This is a genomic window from Desulfurobacterium pacificum, from assembly GCF_900182835.1.
In the GTDB taxonomy this organism is placed as follows: Bacteria; Aquificota; Aquificia; order Desulfurobacteriales; family Desulfurobacteriaceae; genus Desulfurobacterium_B; species Desulfurobacterium_B pacificum.
In genome coordinates this window covers 421,906-442,367 of the sequence record NZ_FXUB01000001.1, presented here as the reverse complement: position 1 = coordinate 442,367, position 20,462 = coordinate 421,906, and the positions used below count along the sequence as shown (strand labels likewise).

The window sequence follows — 20,462 nt, the reverse complement described above, 5'->3', positions numbered from 1 at the left end:
ACAATTAAAAACAGGAGGTAAAAATGGCTGTAGAAAGAACGCTTGTTATAGTAAAGCCTGATGCAGTTAAGAAGAACGCAGTAGGTGATATTATCAGAATTCTTCAGGAAAACGACTTAAAACTCTTGGCTTTGAAGATGGTTCACCTTTCTAAAGAGCAGGCTAAAAAGTTTTACATAGTTCATAAAGATAGACCTTTCTACGATGAACTTACCGATTTCATGTCTTCCGGGCCTTGCGTTCCTATGGTATTTGAAGGAGAGAACGCTATTGCAAGGGTTAGAGAGATAATCGGAGCAACAGACCCGGCAAAAGCTGCAGAGGGAACTATCAGGAAGAAGTACGGAACGGATGTAGGAAGAAACGCCGTTCACGCTTCCGACTCTCCTGAATCTGCTGCTTACGAAATTCCGTTCTTCTTTAACCAGCTTGAAATACACGAATAATTTTTGCAGCTTTTAACCTTAACGGGAGATTTTATGGACGACAGTTTCAGTTTGTTGAAAGCTGAGGCGGAACTTTGTGAAGAATTTGATGAAGACGGTGATTCGTTAGAAGTTAAGCATTTCGTTTTTGAAGACCTTTTAGATACCAGTGAAAAGTTTATATGTAAGAGAAAGCAATTAGGTGGAGGCTTTTGCCTCTACCGTTACTACCTTTTAAAGGATTCCCGTTCCATATTTTCCAGGAGGGAGGAAAGACCTTTAGGTTGCTACTTATGTTACAGAGATGGGACGGTTTTAACGTTTGAAGATTTTAACTTTAAAATTCAATCCTTTGATGAGTTTACGCTCTTGGTAGAAGCTATAGAGGTAAGTTCGGGAATCAGTTACTTCTTTGAGCTGTGTAACTTGTGTGAGCTTCCGGAAAAGGTAAAAGCCGAGCAAGATGTTGCCCTTACGCTGTTTTGCCAGTCTGTTAAGAAACTTCCTCCCCCCACGCGTTTTGACCAGATAGCTGATGAAAACAGGGAAGTTCTGAAGTTGGCGGAAAAAGGTAACGATAAAGCTTTAGAGAAGCTGGAAAGGGAGTTGGGAAGGGAGGAGACTATAAGGCTTTTAAAAGAGGTAAGGGAACATCCAGAGGAACTCTTTGATACCTACATCTCCTGTACTGAAAACGCTTACAAGGTTATTGGAATAGTTACCGACGTTAAAGTCGTGGAAGTGGAAGGTAGAAAGTTTTTAAGGCTTGGCATTTTAGCAGAAGATTTAGACTTCACAGTTCTGACACCTGTAAAGGAAGGAATTGCAGATGGTGATAGAATAGAGGTAATAGGTAAATTGCGGGGCGTTGCCGTTTTTTAACCAATAGGAGGGAGTAGTTGTGAAAATAGGACGTTTTAAGTACGGGGAGAGAACAATTTTTGGAATGGTAAGGGGGAAGGAAGTTGTTGTTTTAAAAGAAAAACGAATCCAGGAGCTTATGGAAAATCCCACCCCCACCGACGAAGTCGTTGAATTTAAAAATTTAAAATTCCTCTCTCCCACAAGACCAACAAAAATTGTTGCAGTAGGCTTAAACTACAAAGCCCACGCTGAGGAGATGGGTAAACCTCTGCCGGAAGAACCACTACTCTTCATGAAGCCTTCTACGGCTGTAATAGCAAATAAGATGAAAATTATTCTGCCGGAAATGTCTCAAAGGGTAGATTACGAGGGTGAGCTTGCAATAGTTATAGGCAGGCGTTGTAAAAACGTTTCTCCAGAAGAAGCGAAAGATTACATTTTAGGTTACTCCTGCTTTAATGACGTTACGGCAAGAGACCTTCAGCAAAAGGACGTTCAATACACAAGGGCTAAATCCTTTGATACTTTTGCACCCTATGGACCTTGGATTTCTACGTCTATTGACCCGATGAACTTGAAAATAACGACAAGGGTAAACGGCGAAGTTAAGCAAGAAGGTAGCACTTCTGACATGATATTCTCTCCGTTTGAGCTTGTGTCTTTTATATCCAAAGTGATGACGCTTCTGCCGGGCGACGTTATTGCCACCGGAACTCCCCCGGGCGTTGGACCTTTGAAGGAAGGCGACAGAGTGGAAATTGAAATTGAAGGTATTGGAACGCTTATCAATTACGTTGTTAAGGAACAGGGAGGAGCACAATGAAAGTTTTGGGAATAAACGGCTCTCACAGGAAAGGTTCTACGCTTCTTTTGCTGGAAGAGGCGATGAGGGAGCTTGAGGGTTTTGATACGGAGATAATTTCCCTTTGCGATTATGAAATTGCCTACTGTAAAGTCTGCAACGCCTGTAAGAAGAACGGCGGTATCTGTGTAGTAAAAGACGGCTATCAGAAAATTGCTGAAAAGATGAAGGAAGCTGATGCAATAATAGTGGGTTCTCCTGTTTATTTTGGTTCTATAACGGGAATGCTAAAGAGCCTTTTTGATAGGTCAAGGACTTTGAGGGTTAACTGGGATTTAAAGGATAAGGTATGTGCTGCCATTGCTGTTGGTGCTACAAAGCATGGTGGCCAAGAGCATACATTGCAGGCTATTCATGCTTGGGCTTTGATTCATGGAATGATTTTGGTTGCTGATTCTTCTCCTACTGCTCACTTTGGCGGTGTTGCTGTTGCCAAACAGGTTGACGGAAAGTTTGAAATTGATGATTGGGGTATTGAGACTGCAAGAAGCGTGGGCAGAAGGGTTAGAGAAGTGCTTAACCTTATTAAGCGGTAAAATGTGATAATCGTTGGAACGAGTGGATTTTTCTATCGTAGCTGGAAAGGTGTTTTTTATCCGTCTGATGTTTCTCCTTCAAAGTGGTTGGGAATTTATGCTGCTAAACTGAACGGTCTTGAAATTAATTCCACCTTTTATAGGCTTCCTGTTAGGTCTAGCATAAGGGGTTATAAGAAGTTTGCCGATAGGTTGACGTTTGTGTTTAAGCTTTACAGGGGGATAACCCACTATAGAGAACTGAAAGACGAATACGTGTCGGCTTTTCTGAAGATAAAAGAAATTTTAGGGGATTCTCTTTATTGTCTGCTGGCTCAGTTTCCTGCTTCGTTCAGACCTTCTGAAAGGGCGATGGATTTTATTTTAAGCGTAAAAGAGGCTTTTTCTGAAGTTGGGGTTGTTTTTGAGCTAAGGGCGCCTCAGTGGGAGGTGCATAGAGAGTGGCTGAAAGAAAACGGGTTTGTGGTTTGCAGGATAGATTCGCCGCCTTATAGAAAGTGGTGGCAGGGGGGGATTTTTTCGCAAAAAACGGCTTACTTTAGGTTTCACGGCAGAAGGAGGCTTTACAGTGACAGCTATACAGATGAGGAGCTTGAATCTTTTGCTGATGAGATTTCTACTGTTAATTCTGAAGATGTTTTATGTTTTTTTAATAACACAACGAAAGGAATGGGAGCGCTTAACGCCGTTAAGTTGAGGGAGTTACTTGAAAAGCGTTGTAAGTCCGAATAGGGTGGTTGAAATTAAAGTAATCGTTGCTCCCGGCGGTGCGTTTATCGTAAAGGATATAAGCATTCCTGTAACTGCGGATAGGACGCCAAGTATTACTGATAGAATGAAAAACTGATTGTAAGTTCTTGCCATTCTGTGTGCTGTTGCTGGCGGAACTATGAGAAGAGAAAAAACGAGCAGTGCACCGACCGATTCTATTGATAGAGTGACGGCAAATGCTGTTAAAAAGAAGAGCCAGAAGGTTATAAAGTGGACTCTGTATCCAGAAGCTTTTGCAATTTCTTCGCTGAAAAGTATCAGATAAATTTCCCGCCAGTAATAGATGAAGAATGCTGAAACTATTAAAGAAAGAAGCAGGAGTAATAGTATGTCTGTTTTTGTAGTTAACAGAGGGCTGCCGAAGAGGTAGGAGAGGGCTTCTGAACCGAAGTTTTGAGATAAGGAAAGGAAAACTACTGCCAGTCCCATACTTGCAGAGAAGAGGACTCCAACTGTTACGTCGTAGTGAATCTGTCTTTTTTCGCTTAAATACCAGAGGATTATTGATGAGGTGACGGTGAAGAGGAGGGCGGAGAGGAGGGGGGATTTTCCCGTCAGGATTCCAAGTGCTACGCCGGCAAAGGCTATGTGGGCAAGCCCTGCTCCTATGAATGGCATCTTTTTTAGAACAACGAACGTTCCGATTGCGGAACATAAAAAGCCTGTAAGGAGCGCCGAAATCAGCGCGTTTACTCCAAAGGAGTAGCTTAGAAAGGTAAATGGGTTGTACAGTTCCAAGCTACTCTTCCTCTTTCTTGCTTTCTTTAGCCTTTAGCTTTTTGAGATATTCCTGCGCTTTTTTGTGCTTTACCACGTCACCTGTTTTATAGTATATGGCGTATTCAGCTATGTTTGTTGCGTGGTCGCCCACCCTTTCAAGGGATTTAACGACCAAGATTAACCTTACGGCTATTGCGCCGTTTTCCGGGCTTTTTTCCGCTATTTCTACTAACTCTTCAAACAGGCGTTCGTAGAAGCTGTCAACGATGTCATCTTTGTCTATTACTTCTTTTGCTAGCTCTACGTCGCCTCTTAAAAGTGCCATTACGCTGCTTTTGAGCATTTCGCTTACTATCTGGAGCATTCTGGGAAGGTCAACGTAAGGTTTTAGTGGAGGATACTTTGAAAGGTGAATTGCCGTTTCGCAAATGTCTCTTGCCAAGTCACCAACTCTTTCAAGGTCAACGATACTTTTAAGTATTGATACGACAAATCTTAAGTCTGTTGCTTCTGGCGAGTAGAGGGCAAGTATCCTTACGCACTTTTCTTCAATTTCAAGCTCTTTCAGGTCTATGAGCCTGTCGTACTGGTAGGTGAGTTCCGCTTTTTCAACGTTTCTCTCTATGAGCGATTCCATAGCCTCGTTTATTATTTTTTTGGACATATCTGCCATTTCTATAAAGCTGCGTTTGAGTTCGTCTAAATCTTCTACGTATCTCTCTATCATTTGCTCCTCCAGAATGCTTTTTTTGAGTATAGCAATTAAGCGTTAAGAAATCGTTAAGTTGTTTCTTCTTTTACAGGTCTTGAAAGTAGTTCTTTCATTACTTCCTGCGGTGATTGTCTTTCGTGAACTATTTTATAAACGGCGTTTACTATGGGCATTTCAACGTTTAATTCTTTGGCGAGCCTGTAAACTGCTTCTACCGTGTGAACGCCTTCAACGACAAACTTTTCGTCAACTTTCCCTTCGCCTCTACCGATGGCAAGTCCAAACTGCCTGTTTCTTGAAAGGTCGCCTGTGCAGGTAAGGACTAAATCTCCTAAACCGGAAAGTCCGTAAAAAGTTTCTTCTTTTGCGCCCAAGAGTTTTCCTAACTTTTTGATTTCGTGGAGTCCTCTTGTGATTATTGCAGCTCTTGCGTTGTTCCCAAGCCCCATGCCGTCGGAGATTCCGGTTGCTATTGCTACTACGTTCTTTAGAGCGCCGCCTAACTCTACACCTTTTATGTCTGTTGAAGCGTAGAGCCTGAATGTAACTGTTGAGAGGGTCTTGACTAATTTGAGCGTTTCACTTCTATCTTTACCTGCTACTACGGCGGCAGCGGGTAGCCCTTTTGCTATCTCTTCTGCGAAGGTAGGACCAGACAGGACGTAGTAGTTGTTTATCGTTCCAAAGATTTCTTTGTAAACTTCAGAAAGGGTTTTGAGTGAAGAGATTTCTATTCCCTTGCTTGCACAGATAAGCGTTTTGTCTTTTAGGACTTCTTTGTTTTCTTTCCAGAGTGAACCGGTGAACTGAACGGGAATGACGGAAAAAACGAATTGAGCGTTTTCTACTGCTTCTTTAACGGAAATTGTGGCTTTGACGGTTTCGGGGTAGAGGATGGAAGGGAGGTAGAGGGGATTTTTTCTTTCTCTATTTATAGAATCTGCAATTTCTTTCTCTCTGCACCACTGAATTACTTCAAAGCCGTTTCTTCCAAAATGGATTGTGAGGGCTGTTCCCCAGCTTCCTGAACCAAGTATTGCTATTTTCACCTTTTCACCTCTTTGAACGTTTTTCCTTCTCTTTTAAATATTCCGGATATGTGGATTCCCTCCTTTTCAAAACGTTCCATTAGTTTGTCTAAGTCGTTTTCCGTTACCAAAATTCCTACACCGCATCCTTCAAAGATTTCATTAGGTATGGGAATAGAAATTGCATTTAATCCTTTCAAGTATTTCTCAGCTCTCAGACCTTCCGGTATTGTGGGAAAAGCAAGGCAGTAATCGTATGTATTGAACTTTCCTGTTACTCTTAACCAAAATTCTTTACCGTGAAGTCTGATTCCTGTCAAAATGAAAAATAGCTTTTCGCCTAAAGCCATTTTAAGCCTCTTCTTTTAAGCGTGCGAGAGCTAATAAGCCTTCAAAAAATATCCATATTGCTAATATTACTTGAATAAAAGCAGCAACGCCGATTATTGATAGCTTCCACTTTAACATAAGTATAATTAGCGACCATATGGTTATTATCGCCATAAACAGAGCTGGAATTCCGGCAACGAACCAGTATTTGCTTTTACCGGTTTTTACAAGCCATATCATTACAACGAACAGCGCCAATGCTGCTATAAGCTGGTTTGTCGCGCCGAACACGGGCCACAATGCTTTCCAGACGGGAAGGAGCTTGCCTGTTGCAGGGTCTTTATACTTGGTGAAAACTAAAATTGCTGGAATTATTAAAGACACGCCAGTTGCAATGAATCTGTTCTTTATTCCGGTAAGTTCCGTAAATACGTATCTTGCAAGTCTTGTTCCCGTGTCAGTACTGGTAAGGACGAAGGATGAAAGTGCAAGCATTCCAAACGCTATTCCGAACGTTTCTGGTATTCCTAAAATGCTCATGAACTTTCCGATTCCTGTTCCGTAAATAGCAGCAACGTTTTTCTTTAAAACGCTGAATTCAGTGGTAGAAAGAGCCATTACGAAAATGATGGACATTACTGCTACTATGCCTTCTAAAAGCATTGCACCGTAACCTACCGGAAGAGCGTCGCTTTCTTTGTCAAGCTGCTTTGAGGTTGTTCCAGAACCTACTAAAGAGTGGAAGCCGGAAATTGAGCCACATGCTATTACAACGAAAAGCAGTGGGAAGAGAGGTCCTATGTCGCTCATAAATCCCATAAATGCTGGAACGTTGGAGGAAACTTTCCCAAAAGATAAGAGTATTCCAATTCCTGCACCTAATACTGCGCCGTAGAGTAAGAAGCTTGATAGGTAGTCTCTTGGCTGTAGCAGAATCCATACGGGTGTGACCGATGCAATGGCTACGTAAATGAGAAGAATAACGTCCCAAACGTGAGGGGGTAGGTGGATGGGAAAGCTCTGTCCTATGAAGATGGAAGCGTAAACTAAAAATACGAATATAAAAGTTGTAAGCTTTAAACTTTTCTTTAGATGATAGACGGCAAAACCGAAAAGAACAGCAAGGATTATGTATAGGATTGCTGAAGTTGCTACGCCGCCGCCGATGGAGAGGTGTTTAACCGTTCCGTTAACTAAAACCGGTACTTTTGCGTTGAACGTTATTTGAGCTACGTTTATGAAAACGGCAACTACGTAGAGGAGGGCAAGCCAGATAAACAGCTTAAAGAGAAATCCAGCTCTTTTTGAAAGGTAGATGTTACCGATTTCTGCGATGGATTTTGCCTTGTTCCTTATGGAAGCTACAAGAGCGCTCATGTCGTGAACGCCGCCGATAAAGATGTTGCCTATGAGAACCCAAAGATAAGCTGGAAGCCATCCCCAGGAAGATGCTGCTGTTATTGGTCCAACAATGGGACCTGCTCCTGCTATGGAGGAGAAGTGGTGACCTAAAAGAACTGGAGCAGGTGCAGGAACGTAATCAACGCCGTCTTTCATGGTATGTGCTGGAGTTTTCTTGCTGTCGTCAAGCTGGAAGACCTTCTTTTTTAAGAACCCGCCGTAGATTACGTAAGCTGCGACGAATATGAGAATGGCTGCAACGAAAAGGAGCGTTATCATTTTGCTGCCTCCCGTTTTGTTAGTTGCACTGTTATTTTACCTCCTATGCTATAATATTTTAAGGTTCTTTGAAAGTTAAATATGGTGAAGGACTTGGGGAAAAAGGGTTGGTGTTTTATTCTAAAATCCAAATTAATAAAATGTTGCAAATCAAAGGATTAAAGGGTGTTTGGGCGTAGCCTTTGCATTACAGTGCTTATTAGATAATTATATGAAGCATGTAACTTTGAAGCTGTTGTAAATCAATATTTTGTAAAAAGACCTGTTGAAATGCCCTAAAAAGTGGAAGGGATTGCGACTGCTTTACCTCTGCATCCTTTGTAAGCCTACCGATACCAGCTGTTGAAATGCCCTAAAAAGTGGAAGGGATTGCGACGGTTGTTTCAGCGGTCTTATACTCAAGACCGCTGTCTCTGAATTGTTGAAATGCCCTAAAAAGTGGAAGGGATTGCGACTAATTTGCTGTATTTCTTGCTTTTACATTTTCTCTTGTTGAAATGCCCTAAAAAGTGGAAGGGATTGCGACGAGAAATCTTGACTGAACTTCCCTTGCAGAAAGCTCCTGTTCAAGTTGAAATGCCCTAAAAAGTGGAAGGGATTGCGACTAGCGGAGGTACCACTGGTACTGGCAGCGGAGGAACATGTGTTGAAATGCCCTGAAAAGCGGGAGGGATTGCAACTTAGTGAAGTTTTCTACTTCTGTCCCCTTTCCACTTCATGTTGAAATGCCCTAGAAAGTAGAAGGGGTGTTTTTTCTTCCAAGGGGTAGTTTATTAAAGGCGGGAGTTTTTCAGGAAGTAGTCAATTGTTTCCACTCTTATTTTTATTGAGCCTGCTGGTTTGTTTTCATCTATTTCGTGGAAAGTGAAGTGAGGTGTGCCGCTTTCTTTCAGTATTTCCTCTATTAGTGAATAGACGGGGGCATCGTGCCCGCATCTGAATGAAGAGAGGTCTAAAACGGCTAAGTTGGGATGGCGTGCAGCGTAAAGGGCTGCCCAGACTTTTCTGTTCGTGTTTTCGCTGTAAGCTTTTTCCCAGACATCTCTTATTTTGAAAGGTTTTCTATCTTTGAAGACTTTCTTCAGGAATTTTTCTGAAGTTGGAAGGCTTTCTATTGTTAGAATTGGATATCCCCGTTTTTGGAGTTCTTCTACTATTCCGTGGTTTATTCCCGGGTCGTTGTGGTATGGGCGAGCTAAAACTAAAATGGCGTAGCGATTTTCTTTTTCTACCGTTTCTAATATTTTTTCGCCCATCTTCCTCATTTTGGTTAGGTAGTCGTTCAGAGCTTTAAGTCCTTCTTTGACGGCTTTTTGGTTTTCTTCTCTTCTTAATGAGAGAATATCAGCTAAAGATTGGTAGAGTTCGTATTCGAGAAGGTCTTCGTCGTGGAAATAAAGAAGCGGGTCTAAATAAAGAATACCTTTCTTGGAGAAAACGTCTTCTTCTTTTGTTAGAACAGATTTAACGGTTATGGGCGTTGACGTTACTGTGGGACAGGCGTGAGAGCCTTCTGCATCTTCAAACCAGGACTGCAGAGTGGCGATTTTGGGGAAGAAAATTATATCCAGGGATTTTTTAAGCAGGTTTTTTACGTGTGCAAGGGCTACTTTGCTGGGGAAACATGGGTCTATTGCGCCGCCTATTAGTTCTTCTTTTATCATTTTTTCGGTTGTATAGTTTGAAAATACGAAGTTTTGAACGCCTAAAGATTTAAAATAACCTATGAAAAAAGGTGCTAAAGAGTAAAAGTTTAAAACTCTTGGGATTCCAACTTTCAGAGAGCTTCTTTTTTCTAAAATAGATTTTCTACTGAAGATGAAAACTCTCTCTTTATAGGCTTTTTGGACGTTTATGTCTGTTTTAAAGACTTCTTTTGCGCAGATTTCCTGCATGTTGGGATTTTTTTCTTTTATTTCTTTGAATTTGTTTATTACGGTTTTAAGGTCTTCTTTTTTAAGGACAGTTCCTTTTTCGCAGGGCGCTATTACGTAGAGCTTTTCGCCGTTTTTCGTTTTAACTTTTATGAAGGTTCTTATGCAACGATTCGTGCAATAGTTACATCTTGTAGTTTCGTCGCTTTTTACTTCAAACTGTAGGTTTAGAAGGTTTTCCACGCCAATGAAGGAAGAGCTACCGTTGTAGTTTTTCATAGCCTCAATGGCTGCTCCGAAGGCGCCTGCTTCTCCGGTAATTGGGTGAACTAAGATTTTGGCGTCTGGCACTCTTTCTTTTATGAAGTCGTGTTGTGCCTTGACGGCTGCTAAGTTTCTCTGCGTTCCACCTTGAAGGAGGAAGGTTTTTCCTAATCTTTTAAGGTTTGGTTCTTTCACAACGTAAAGCCATATGTTTTTGGGTAGAACTTTTGCAAGTCCTGCCATTATTTCGTTCGGCTTCCAGCCGAGCCTTTGGAAGTTTACGATGTCCTGTTCCAAAAACACGGCGCAGCCGAAGTTAAACTTGGGAGCGTATTTTGCGGTGAAGGCAACGTCTGCGTATTCTTCTACCCTGTAACCGAAGCGTTCTGCTGTTGACTGGAGGTAGTACCCGTTACCTGCTGAGCATTGAGTATTGAGTTTGAAGTCTCTTACTTTGCCGCCGGTGAGCATTATTACTTTTATGTCCTGTCCGCCTACGTCAACTATTACATCAACGTTTTTGAAAAAGTGAAGAGCGGAAATGGTGTGGGCTACCGTTTCTACGATTGCAACGTCCGCGTTTAGGGTTTCTTTCAGCATGTCTTTGGCGTATCCGGTCACTCCGAATGCGAGAACTTCTAACTTTGCGCCGCTCTTTTCTACTGACTCTTTCAATCGTTTAACGATTTCTTTCACGTCTTTAAGAGGGTTGCCGGTGGAAAGGGTGTAGGCTGTGGCTATTAGTTCACCTTTTTTGTTTATCAGAACGCCTTTTGTTGACGTTGAACCGCCGTCTATTCCTAAAAACGCTTTTATCGTTTCGCCTTTTTTGAATTCTGGTTGTTTGAAAGGTTTGACTGCATACTTTTTTTTAAACTCTTCTAAACTTTCGCCTTCTTTCAGCAGTCCTATTTCGCCTGTTTTTTCTTTCATTTGGGAAATTAGAAGAGTGAACTTTTCCAGTCCTGCCGTTCCTTTGTATGGACTTTCTTCCGTCTGGCGGTGCAGGGCTGAGCCTATTGCAGCGAAATATTGGGAGTTTTGAGGAAGGATGATGGAGTTTTCGCTGAAAGGTATTCCTTTTTCTTTCCAGATTTTGGATAAGTGGTGCTTCCAGGCTTCAACTAAAGCGGGGAAGAATGTGTTTGGACCACCTAAAAGTAAAACTGTGGGTTTTAGCGTGTATCCGCGGGTGAGGACAGCCAAGTTTTGAATGACTATTGCGTCAAAAAGAGATATTAGCAGTTCATCTTCTGGAACGCCGGCTTTTTGAAGGCTGTTTATGTCTGTTTCTGCAAAAACGCCGCACTTTGCGGCTATTGGGTGGACTTTTAATGGGTCGTAGTGGATTTTGGAGGCGGTGGAGGGGGGGATTTTTAACTTTGCGATTATTCTATCTATCGTTGCGCCTGTTCCGCCGGCACACTTGTCGTTCATAGTGGTGACTTTTCTTATAATCCCGTTTTTTTCTATCCAGAAAATCATTTTGGCGTCCTGTCCGCCTAATTCAACGACAGAACGGGTTTGTGGATAGAGGTTTTCAACCGCTAATGCTACAGCGTTGACTTCCTGAACGAACTTTACGCCTAACGATTCTGCCAGGTCTTTTCCGCCACTGCCGGTTAAGAATAAATGAAAATTTTTTCCTGCTACTTTCTCAAAATTTTTTAGAAGTTCTAAAACTTTCTCGGATTGTTTTGCTTCGTGGCGTTTGTACTGCTTAAAGATAACGTTATTTTTTTCGTCTAAAAGGACGCCCTTTACGGTAGTTGACCCAATGTCTATTCCGGCTTTGAACATTTGTTCTCCGATGGATAGGGAAAGTGGGGGAGGTGCCCCCTAAATTAAACTTCCTCAAGCACTTGAGGTATCAGTTCGTTTAATAGTTTTGGATTGGCTTTTCCGCGGGTTTCCTTCATTACTTGACCTATTAAAAACTTGACTGCTTTCTGCTTCTGCTTGTCGTTTCCTTCTTTATACTGCTTAACAGCTTTTTCGTTTGCTGCTAAAACTTTCTTAATTATTTCCTTTAGAGCGGATTCGTCGGAAATCTGGACGAGACCTTTTTCTTCCACGACTGCTTCTGGGTCTTTACCTTCTTTTGCCATTTCTGGGAGGACTTCTTCTTTGGCTACTCTCAAGGAAATTACGCCTTTGTCAACTAATTCAAGGAGTTTTGCTATCTGTTCGGGCTTAACGGGAGTTTCGGAAATGTCAGTTTTCATTTCGTTGAGAATACCCAAAAAGTCTGAAATGATTATGTTTGCAACCTTTTTCGCTTCTCCGCTGTAACTTTTAGCGGCTCTTTCGAAGAATTCTGCTAAGTTTCTATCTCTCGTTAAAATGTCTGCATCGTAAGAAGTAATTCCAAACTCTTTTATGAAGCGTTCTTTTACCTGGTCTGGAAGTTCAGGGAGAGAGGACTTTATAGCTTCCAGCCATTCGTCATCTATTATGAGCGGTGGAAGGTCAGGTTCAGGGAAGTATCTGTAATCTTCAGCTTCTTCTTTCGTTCTCATGGTTTTCGTTATGCCTTTTTGGGAGTCAAAAAGCCTTGTTTCCTGAACGACTTCGCCGCCGCTTTTGATTACGTTTATCTGCCTTTCTATTTCATATTCAAGGGCTTTCTGGATAAAGCGGAAGGAGTTTACGTTTTTGATTTCAGTTCTCGTTCCAAGCTTTTCAGAGCCTTTTGGTCTTACAGAAACGTTAGCGTCGCACCTTAAAGAACCTTCTTCAAGGTTTCCGTCGTTTACGCCTATCCAGACGAGTATATCTCTTAATTTTTGCATGTAGAGCCTTGCTTCTTCAGGAGTTGAAATGTCCGGTTCAGAAACGATTTCTATCAGCGGCGTTCCGGCGCGGTTAAGGTCAACGTAGGAGTTTGGGTCTAAACCTTCGCCGTGTATTGTTTTTCCGGCGTCTTCTTCCATGTGGATTCTGCGAATTCTGATTTTTTTCTTCGTTCCGTCTGGTTTTTCTATTTCTATCCAGCCGTGTTCTGCAAAGGGCAGTTCGTACTGGGTTATCTGGTAGGCTTTGGGTAGGTCTGGGTAGAAGTAGTGCTTCCTTGCGAAGATTGAGTATTTGTTTATTTTGCAGTTAAGTGCTAAAGCTGCCTTTACAGCGTATTCAACGGCTCTTTTGTTGAGAACTGGCAGAGAACCGGGCATTCCTAAGCATACGGGGCAGACGTTTGTGTTTGGTGGTGCGCCAAACTCGTTTTTGCAGCTACAGAATATTTTAGTTTTTGTTAATAGTTGAGCGTGAACTTCAAGACCTATTACGGCTTCAAATTCCATTTTTCCTCTCCTGCTTTAATTGTGTGGACAATTATTTTACGAAATTGTAAAAGTAAAAGAAGGAAGCTATTCCTAAGAAAAAGAACGCGTAGCCTATAACGTGGAAAAGTAGCAATACCTTCCAGTTGTTACCTCTGTGGTTTACGTAGAGCTTGTAGGCTATGAGGTTTGCTAAAGAGCCGATGAGATTGCCGTATCCGCCGACGCTGGTTCCCCAAAGGAGCGCTTTCCAGTTATCTGTGAAGTCTGCAAAGAGGAGTGCAGCCGGAACGTTGCTTATAACTTGACTTGCGCCTGCTGAATAGAGAAAAACTTTTGAGGGTTCTGTGATGGAGAAGTTAAGGGCGTAAGCTAAGTTATCTGTAAATCCAAAGAAGGCAAAGAACGTGCCGATTAAGAAGTAGTCTATTTTGAAGGATTCTCTGTCTTTTATTAAATAGTAGATAAGGGGAACGATGCAGAGGTAAAATGGAACTGCCTTTAAAGCTACGGGGAGAAACAACAGGAACATTAAAACGCTTCCTTTCCAGTTTTTTCCCAGGCTTACTGGCTCGCTTCTTGCGGATATTTTGAAAAGGTTTCTTTTAAGGAAAAAGAGCAGAATGAGGAAGAGGAGGGAGGTTATCCAGAAAGGGAAAATCGTTTTTATGAAAGCAAGAACGGAAGTTTTGTAGTGGTAGTAAATGAAGAGGTTTTGAGGGTTCCCGAAAGGGCTTAATGCAGAGCCGCCGTTTGCTGCCATCGCTTCTAACGCTACTAATAACCCTGCGTGGGAAACGTTAAAGGATAGCGTGAATGGGACTACAACCATAAGGGCGACATCGTTCGTTATAAACATGGAGATGAAAAAGGTAAACAGGAGGAGTTTTAGGGGAACGTAGCTGCCTTTTTCTATTTTGGAGGCGAGGTAGGGGGGGATTTTTTCTCTTTCCAGCGATTTTACGATTATGAGGAATATAGTTAAGGTTATTAATATTTTAAAGTCGTTTAACGTGTACTTTGGTATGCGGTGGAGAATTAAAGAGGAAAGAATTAATCCGAAGAGAGAAAGGAAAAAAATCCACTCCTCCCCTACCAACGCAACTCCCCTTTTCCCTATATTGATGAGACGTTTTTTCCATCTCAAATTGCTTTCTCCCGTTTTCTTGCTACTTCCCAATTTATCACCTAATATTCTATCTATCAAAACTCTTCAAGGAGAGAGCGTTGAAGTTCAAAAAAATCGCGGCAATCTTTTTTGTTTTATTTTTGCTTTCCCCTTTGTTTTCTAAGTCGTTTGCTTCAACGGCTTACAAAAGGAGATTGTTGCCCGACTTTGCCACCACCGTTTATGACAGGAACGGGAAGGTGGTGGGATTTTTCTATAAAGGTCATTTCCGCCTTTACGCCCCTTACGATGAAATTCCCAAAAAACTCATATACGCCGTAATAACCGCTGAAGATGAAAGGTTCTTTGAACATAAAGGTATAGACCCGTTAGGTATTTTAAGAGCTGCTGTTACTGATATAACTAAAGGAAAAATCGTTCAGGGTGGAAGCACGATAACTCAGCAGCTTGCAAAAATCCTCTACCTTTCCCCCAAAAGAACGTTTGAGAGAAAGCTTAAAGAGATAGCCATTGCCAGAGAATTGGAAAAAAAGTTAACCAAGCAGGAAATTTTAGAGCTTTACCTTAACTATATCTACCTTTCAAACGGAGCCTACGGCGTAAAAGCAGCGGCGTGGGTGTTGTTCGGTAAAGATAACCTCAGTGATTTAACTCTTGCTCAGTGTGCCCTTTTGGCGGGAATAATCAGAGGACCCGAATATTACAATCCGTTCAAACATCCACAGAGAGCTTTAAAAAGACGAAACTTTATTCTCAAGAAAATGCTCGACTTAGGATATATTACGGAAGAAGAGTATAAAAAAACGATAAATGAGCCTTTAACGCCGCTCAAGTCCCCTAATTATCCCAGAACTGCCAGCTATGCCCTTGACCTGGTAAAGTTTGAAATAGCCAGGAAAGGTATAGTTCCTTACGATACTATCTATACTGCAGGTTATAAGATTTACACCACTTTAGATTTAAGAGTTCAGGATTACGCGCAGAAAGTCTTAAAAGAATATGACGATAAATATTCTCAAAAACATAACCTTGATGACCTCCAGTGTGCCGGCATGGCTATTGATAAAAAAGGTGGTGTTCTCTTTGTCGTTGGTGGAAGAGACTTTAAAGAAAGTCCGCTGAATAGAGCCTTCAGGATTCTTCGTCCCATAGGTTCAACGGCAAAGCCGTTTACTTACCTTACTGCCTTCCAGAACGGATGGTCGCCTCTGGATTACGTTTCAAACGAACCTTTTGAAATGGTTACAGAAATAACTATAAACGGAACTCAGGTTTTAAAGGAGTGGAAACCGGAAAACTATGGTAAAAAGTTTACTCCGTTCGTTCAGGTTCGCTATGCCCTTATGAAATCCATAAACGTTGCTACATTGCACCTTGCCATGCACTTTCCACAAAAGATAAGGAAAACGCTTGTAAAGTTTGAAATGATTAAACCTGACGATCCTTTTGACCTTTCTTACGTTTTAGGTAGTTTTCCTTCAAACCTCTACCGTATAGTTAGAGCCTATTCTGCCTTTCAGGATAACGGAATTCTCAAAGAGCCTTACGTAATTACGAAGGTTACCAATAGATTCGGTAAGGTGATATATCGTGGATATCCTGTTATGAAGAATGTTTCTGATGCCTGGTCTGTGCAGATACTTCGCTCTATCATGCAAGACGTTGTTAAGAAAGGAACGGCGCGCAGTATTTCCTACCTTACAAAGTGGTTTGACGTTGCTGGGAAAACAGGAACAACAAACGATTTTAGAGATGTTTACTTTTCTGGATTTACTACTTCCTTTATCATGAGTGTTTGGTTTGGAAGAGACAGCTATCAGAAGATGTGGGATGGAGCAACAGGTGGTGGAACAGCTGCTCCTCCTTGGGGATTGATAGCTAAGAAAATATGTCAGCTTTACGGATGCGGTCAGTTTGAACCGCCTTACGAAGAAATTGTGAAACACTATCCTCCACCTACTCATTTTCCTGAAGAAGAAATGGAGAAGATTTACTACAATGAATGGATAAATAAACTTAATGAACCGAAAGATGGAAAAGATAACAACTGAAGACTTGAAATTTATGAGCTTAGCTATTAGAGAGGCTTACAAAGCTAAAGGAAAAACGCTTCCTAACCCTGCTGTTGGTGCTGTAATAGTAAAAAACGGCAAGGTAATTTCAAAAGCATTTCACGAGAAAGCTGGGCAACCTCACGCAGAGGCTTTGGCTATAGAAAGAGCTGGTGATAAAGCAAGGGGAGCAACTCTCTACGTGACTCTTGAGCCATGCAACCATTATGGAAAAACTCCTCCCTGCACCGAAAAGATAATAAAAGCTGGAATAAAAGAAGTTGTAATTGGTATAAGAGACCCTAACCCGATAGCTTCTGGCGGTGTAGAGCGCTTAAAGGCAGCAGGAATAAAGGTAAAGGAAAACGTTTTTAAAAAACGCTGTTTTGAGCTTATAGAGGATTTTATCGTTAACGTTAAATATTCTCGTCCCTTTGTATCCCTCAAGTTGGCTTCTACACTTGACGGCTTCATTGCTGATGAGAAAGGAGACTCTAAGTGGGTTACTTCAAAAAAATCCCGTACTTACGTTCATAAACTCCGTTCTTATCACAACGCCGTAATGGTGGGCATCGGCACGGTTTTGAAAGATGACCCGCTTTTAAACGTTAGGTATGTAGAAACTGAAGTTCAACCTGATGCGATAGTTATTGATAAAGACTTAAAGATTCCGCTAAATGCGAGATTGATTAAGAGAAGGGCAAGTGAACTGATAGTGATAACGTCTGAAAAATCACTTTTAAACTACAAAGCTGGCATTTTGAAAGACTTAGGCGTTAAGCTGCTTCCTGTTTCTTCCAGCGGGAAATATCTTGATTTAACTGAGGCTTTCAAAACTCTGAGAGAGCAGTTTGGTATTTACTCTATCATGTGTGAGGGTGGTAGTGGTTTAGCTGGTTATCTATTAGAAAATAATTTGATTGACAAGCTTTATTTGTTCTATGCTATGAAGGTTTTTGGAAGTGGAATTAAGCTGTTTGATTCAAGTAGGAAGGGATTAAAAGGTTATAAAGTTTTATCAGTGAAAAGATTGGGGGAGGATTTTTTAGTGATAATGTTTAGGCAAAACTGATAGAGAGGAAAGTACAATTATGAAAAAAATATTTCATATAATGATTTTAGACAAATTCATTCCTCCTTTTATAGATTTTGTGAGTAATAATTTTAATGTTCGTCAGCATTATTTCTTTATTTTAGGAAAACCTCAGTATAAATATGGTCTTTCCAAGGAACATCCTGTAAAGTGGATAGATGACGAACAAAAATTAATTTTTCTTTTTAGAAAATTGCAGAAGGCAGATAAGATTATTTTGCATGGTCTTTGGTCGGAAGAGGTAAACAAACTGCTTTATTTCAGACCTGAGTTTTTGGAGAAATGTTATTGGGTAATGTGGGGAGGTGATTTCTACTTTCCAGAAAGACATAGTGATGTGAAGAAAAAACTGATAAAACGAATTAGGCATTTTGTTACTTACTTGAAGGCTGATTACGAATATGTAAAACAGTATTATGGAGCAGAGGGAGAATTTCATGAATGTTTAGTATATCCGTCTAATGTGTTTAGGCAAATTGTTAAAAGTGAAAATTTACGTTCAGGAAGTGAGGAGCTTAATATTTTGGTAGGTAATTCTGCTACTCCAGAGAATAATCACATTTGGATTTTTGATAAGATTAAGAAGTTAGGTACAAAAAAGATATTTAATGTTTATGTTCCATTGTCTTATGGGGACTTTCGTTATGCAAACTATGTTATATCCGAGGGAACGAAGCTTTTCGGCAATAGGTTTTATCCTTTAATGGATTTTATACCTTATGAAGAGTATCTCAGATTTCTATTTACCATAGATATTGCCTTATTTGCTCATGATAGACAACAAGCAATGGGAAATACTATAGCTTTATTAGGAATGGGAAAGAAGGTCTTTATGAAAAGAGGAACAAGTCAATGGAGATTATTTAATGAGCTGGGGATTAGAATCTTTGATATTAAGGATTTATCTGATAAGCATTTAAAAAAGGAGTGTATGTCGTCTAATATAGAGAAAGTGGCCACTTATTTTTCAGAGGAGAATTTAAAAAGGCAGTTAAAATTGTTATTTGAGTAGTATCTAAAATTAAGAAAGGGGATAACAATGGCGTATTTTTCTGAAGAAGAACTTAAAAAAATGGGGTTTAAACATTTAGGAAAGAATGTAAAAATTAGTACTAAGGTAAGTATATATTACCCAGAAACTATAGAAATTGGAGATAACAGTAGGATTGATGATTTTTGTATTATCTCTGGTAAAGTAAAAATTGGGCGTAATGTTCATATTGCTCCTTTTTGTTTAATAGCTGGAGGGAAAGAGGGAGTAATTTTAGAGGATTTTACTACCTTAGCTTATAGTGTAAGGATTTTTTCTCGTTCTGATGACTACACTGGAAGTACTTTAACAAATGTTACTTTCCCTGAGAAATATAGGAATGTAATTAAAAAACCTGTTGTGGTTGAAAAACATTCTATTATAGGAACAAACTCTATAATATTTCCAGGAGTGGTAGTCAGAGAAGGAACTGCTGTTGGAGCAATGAGTCTTGTAAGAACATCTACTCAACCGTGGAGTATATATGCGGGTATACCTGCAAAAAAAATAAAGGATAGAAAGCGTGATTTATTGGAGTTAGAAAAGAAGTATATAGAGGAAGAAGATTTATGAAGTACCTTATTCCTTTTAATAAGCCCTGTTATACAGGAAATGAAGACAAGTATGTATTGCAAGCTATGCGAAGTTCACATATTTCAGGTGATGGTCCTTTTAGTAAAAAGTGTCAGACTTGGTTTAAACAGAAACTTAGGTGTATAAGAGCTTTACTCACGCCTTCATGCACTCATGCTCTTGAAATGGCAGCCATGCTCATAGATATAAAGCCTGGCGATGAGGTAATAATGCCTTCATATACTTTTGTTTCAACTGCTAATGCCTTTGTATTAAGAGGGGCGAAAGTTGTTTTTGTAGATATTAGGCCGGATACAATGAATATTGACGAAAAAAAAATAGAGGCAGCTATAACTGAAAAAACTAAGGCTATTGTGGTTGTTCATTACGCTGGAGTAAGCTGTGAAATGGATACGATAATGGCGATAGCAAAGAAATACAATTTGTTTGTTATTGAAGATGCAGCACAAGGTATGATGAGTAGTTACAAAGGTAGACCTTTAGGCACAATCGGTCACATTGGAGCATATAGTTTTCATGAAACAAAAAATTACACGAGTGCTGGAGAAGGAGGGCTTTTAATTATAAATGATGAAAGATTTGTAGATAGAGCAGAGATTATAAGAGAAAAAGGAACAAATAGAAGCCTCTTTTTTAGAGGGATGGTGGATAAGTATACTTGGGTAGATATTGGTAGTAGTTACTTAATGAACGATGTAAGTGCTGCGTATCTATGGGGACAGATAGAAAAAGCGGAAGAAATAAACGAAAATAGAATGACTTCATGGAAGTTTTATTACAACAGCCTGAAAATTTTAGAAGAAGAAGGGCTTATTGAATTACCAGTAGTACCTGCCGAATGTGTTCATAATGCCCATATGTTCTACATAAAGGTAAAGGATTTAGAGACGAGAAATGGGCTTATTAGCTTTCTAAAGGAAAACGGTATTTTAGCTGTTTTTCATTATATTCCTCTTCACTTATCACCTGCTGGGAAAAGGTTTGGTAGATTCGTAGGAAGTGACATTTATACTACTAAGGAAAGTGAGAGACTACTAAGGTTGCCTATGTATTATGGACTTAAAAAAGAAGAAATATCCCAGGTAATAAAGGGTATTTTTAATTTCTTTGGAAGAGTTTAAGTGATGAATATAAGAATGAAAACTAATGAGCTTAAAATTGCTTCTCCAATAGTTATAATTACTGTTACTTATTTTCGTCTTCATGTATAAGAACCCT

General features: G+C 40.4%; 18 protein-coding genes and 1 CRISPR repeat array. Of the genes, 10 read left to right on the top strand and 8 right to left on the bottom strand.

Going from position 1 to position 20,462, the window contains the following annotated elements; genetic code table 11:
* Positions 1 to 23: 23 nt before the first annotated feature.
* From ndk to QOL23_RS02190, 5 genes are read left to right on the top strand one after another with little or no spacing between them, the layout of a single operon-like run.
* Entirely contained in the window at positions 24 to 446 is a 423-nt protein-coding gene (gene ndk / locus QOL23_RS02210; RefSeq protein ID WP_283399952.1) for a nucleoside-diphosphate kinase, read from the top strand.
* 33 nt (positions 447 to 479) lie between these two features.
* Positions 480 to 1,307 carry a hypothetical protein gene (locus tag QOL23_RS02205; RefSeq protein WP_283399951.1) on the top strand — a complete coding sequence of 276 codons (828 nt, stop codon included), beginning with the start codon at positions 480 to 482 and terminating at the stop codon, positions 1,305 to 1,307.
* Positions 1,308 to 1,326: 19 nt separating this feature from the next.
* A complete protein-coding gene (locus QOL23_RS02200; RefSeq protein ID WP_283399950.1) occupies positions 1,327 to 2,112 on the top strand; it encodes a fumarylacetoacetate hydrolase family protein in 786 nt (261 codons plus the stop codon).
* Positions 2,109 to 2,687 (top strand): flavodoxin family protein, encoded by a 579-nt coding sequence (locus QOL23_RS02195; RefSeq protein WP_283399949.1) that lies wholly within the window; start codon positions 2,109 to 2,111, stop codon positions 2,685 to 2,687. The genes QOL23_RS02200 and QOL23_RS02195 overlap by 4 nt, the downstream gene beginning before the upstream one ends.
* A 3-nt stretch (positions 2,688 to 2,690) precedes the next feature.
* Complete coding sequence (locus QOL23_RS02190) at positions 2,691 to 3,419, top strand: DUF72 domain-containing protein (RefSeq protein WP_283399948.1); 729 nt, start codon at positions 2,691 to 2,693, stop codon at positions 3,417 to 3,419.
* On the opposite strand, the gene QOL23_RS02185 is transcribed toward QOL23_RS02190, so the two are convergent.
* The 8 genes from QOL23_RS02185 to QOL23_RS02150 form a co-directional block, all read right to left on the bottom strand.
* On the bottom strand, positions 3,390 to 4,196 hold the full coding sequence (locus tag QOL23_RS02185; protein WP_283399947.1) for a metal ABC transporter permease: 807 nt from the start codon (positions 4,194 to 4,196) through the stop codon (positions 3,390 to 3,392). The genes QOL23_RS02190 and QOL23_RS02185 overlap by 30 nt on opposite strands.
* Before the next feature lies 1 nt (position 4,197).
* Complete coding sequence (gene phoU / locus QOL23_RS02180) at positions 4,198 to 4,905, bottom strand: phosphate signaling complex protein PhoU (protein ID WP_283399946.1); 708 nt, start codon at positions 4,903 to 4,905, stop codon at positions 4,198 to 4,200.
* Between the two features lie 53 nt (positions 4,906 to 4,958).
* Positions 4,959 to 5,939, bottom strand: coding sequence for an NAD(P)H-dependent glycerol-3-phosphate dehydrogenase (locus QOL23_RS02175; RefSeq protein WP_283399945.1), 981 nt, complete (start codon positions 5,937 to 5,939; stop codon positions 4,959 to 4,961).
* A complete protein-coding gene (locus QOL23_RS02170) occupies positions 5,936 to 6,268 on the bottom strand; it encodes a putative Se/S carrier protein (RefSeq protein ID WP_283399944.1) in 333 nt (110 codons plus the stop codon). The genes QOL23_RS02175 and QOL23_RS02170 overlap by 4 nt, the downstream gene beginning before the upstream one ends.
* 1 nt (position 6,269) lies before the next feature.
* Positions 6,270 to 7,928: a carbon starvation CstA family protein gene (locus tag QOL23_RS02165; RefSeq protein ID WP_283399943.1), complete on the bottom strand. Its 1,659-nt coding sequence runs from the start codon at positions 7,926 to 7,928 to the stop codon at positions 6,270 to 6,272.
* A 264-nt stretch (positions 7,929 to 8,192) separates the two neighbouring features.
* A CRISPR array of direct repeats spans positions 8,193 to 8,608; the repeat unit is 35 nt; unit sequence GTTGAAATGCCCTAAAAAGTGGAAGGGATTGCGAC.
* Between the two features lie 93 nt (positions 8,609 to 8,701).
* Positions 8,702 to 11,866 (bottom strand): BadF/BadG/BcrA/BcrD ATPase family protein, encoded by a 3,165-nt coding sequence (locus tag QOL23_RS02160; RefSeq protein WP_283399942.1) that lies wholly within the window; start codon positions 11,864 to 11,866, stop codon positions 8,702 to 8,704.
* 44 nt (positions 11,867 to 11,910) lie between these two features.
* Complete coding sequence (gene gatB / locus QOL23_RS02155; protein ID WP_283399941.1) at positions 11,911 to 13,368, bottom strand: Asp-tRNA(Asn)/Glu-tRNA(Gln) amidotransferase subunit GatB; 1,458 nt, start codon at positions 13,366 to 13,368, stop codon at positions 11,911 to 11,913.
* 31 nt (positions 13,369 to 13,399) lie between these two features.
* Positions 13,400 to 14,554, bottom strand: coding sequence for an SLC13 family permease (locus QOL23_RS02150; RefSeq protein ID WP_283399940.1), 1,155 nt, complete (start codon positions 14,552 to 14,554; stop codon positions 13,400 to 13,402).
* Between the two features lie 20 nt (positions 14,555 to 14,574).
* On the opposite strand from QOL23_RS02150, the gene QOL23_RS02145 reads away from it, so the two are divergent.
* The 5 genes from QOL23_RS02145 to rffA are packed head-to-tail and all read left to right on the top strand — an operon-like array spanning position 14,575 to position 20,365.
* Positions 14,575 to 16,527: a transglycosylase domain-containing protein gene (locus QOL23_RS02145; protein ID WP_283399939.1), complete on the top strand. Its 1,953-nt coding sequence runs from the start codon at positions 14,575 to 14,577 to the stop codon at positions 16,525 to 16,527.
* A complete protein-coding gene (gene ribD / locus QOL23_RS02140) occupies positions 16,496 to 17,599 on the top strand; it encodes a bifunctional diaminohydroxyphosphoribosylaminopyrimidine deaminase/5-amino-6-(5-phosphoribosylamino)uracil reductase RibD (RefSeq protein ID WP_283399938.1) in 1,104 nt (367 codons plus the stop codon). Before QOL23_RS02145 ends, ribD begins: the two co-directional genes overlap by 32 nt.
* A 19-nt stretch (positions 17,600 to 17,618) precedes the next feature.
* Complete coding sequence (locus tag QOL23_RS02135) at positions 17,619 to 18,632, top strand: TDP-N-acetylfucosamine:lipid II N-acetylfucosaminyltransferase family protein (RefSeq protein WP_283399937.1); 1,014 nt, start codon at positions 17,619 to 17,621, stop codon at positions 18,630 to 18,632.
* Positions 18,633 to 18,659: 27 nt separating this feature from the next.
* On the top strand, positions 18,660 to 19,223 hold the full coding sequence (locus QOL23_RS02130; protein WP_283399936.1) for an acyltransferase: 564 nt from the start codon (positions 18,660 to 18,662) through the stop codon (positions 19,221 to 19,223).
* The gene (rffA, locus tag QOL23_RS02125) at positions 19,220 to 20,365 is read left to right on the top strand and encodes a dTDP-4-amino-4,6-dideoxygalactose transaminase (RefSeq protein WP_283399935.1); all 1,146 of its coding nucleotides are present in this window, start codon (positions 19,220 to 19,222) and stop codon (positions 20,363 to 20,365) included. The genes QOL23_RS02130 and rffA overlap by 4 nt, the downstream gene beginning before the upstream one ends.
* Positions 20,366 to 20,462 lie beyond the last annotated feature (97 nt).

Bases quoted from the DNA above. Each gene is read 5' to 3' on its own strand.
- QOL23_RS02170 (WP_283399944.1), bottom strand. From the start codon at position 6,268: ATGGCTTTAGGCGAAAAGCTATTTTTCATTTTGACAGGAATCAGACTT.
- QOL23_RS02205 (WP_283399951.1), top strand. From the start codon at position 480: ATGGACGACAGTTTCAGTTTGTTGAAAGCTGAGGCGGAACTTTGTGAA.
- ndk (WP_283399952.1), top strand. From the start codon at position 24: ATGGCTGTAGAAAGAACGCTTGTTATAGTAAAGCCTGATGCAGTTAAG.
- QOL23_RS02165 (WP_283399943.1), bottom strand. From the start codon at position 7,928: ATGATAACGCTCCTTTTCGTTGCAGCCATTCTCATATTCGTCGCAGCT.
- ribD (WP_283399938.1), top strand. From the start codon at position 16,496: ATGAACCGAAAGATGGAAAAGATAACAACTGAAGACTTGAAATTTATG.
- gatB (WP_283399941.1), bottom strand. From the start codon at position 13,368: ATGGAATTTGAAGCCGTAATAGGTCTTGAAGTTCACGCTCAACTATTA.
- QOL23_RS02130 (WP_283399936.1), top strand. From the start codon at position 18,660: ATGGCGTATTTTTCTGAAGAAGAACTTAAAAAAATGGGGTTTAAACAT.
- rffA (WP_283399935.1), top strand. From the start codon at position 19,220: ATGAAGTACCTTATTCCTTTTAATAAGCCCTGTTATACAGGAAATGAA.
- phoU (WP_283399946.1), bottom strand. From the start codon at position 4,905: ATGATAGAGAGATACGTAGAAGATTTAGACGAACTCAAACGCAGCTTT.
- QOL23_RS02195 (WP_283399949.1), top strand. From the start codon at position 2,109: ATGAAAGTTTTGGGAATAAACGGCTCTCACAGGAAAGGTTCTACGCTT.
- QOL23_RS02135 (WP_283399937.1), top strand. From the start codon at position 17,619: ATGAAAAAAATATTTCATATAATGATTTTAGACAAATTCATTCCTCCT.
- QOL23_RS02160 (WP_283399942.1), bottom strand. From the start codon at position 11,866: ATGTTCAAAGCCGGAATAGACATTGGGTCAACTACCGTAAAGGGCGTC.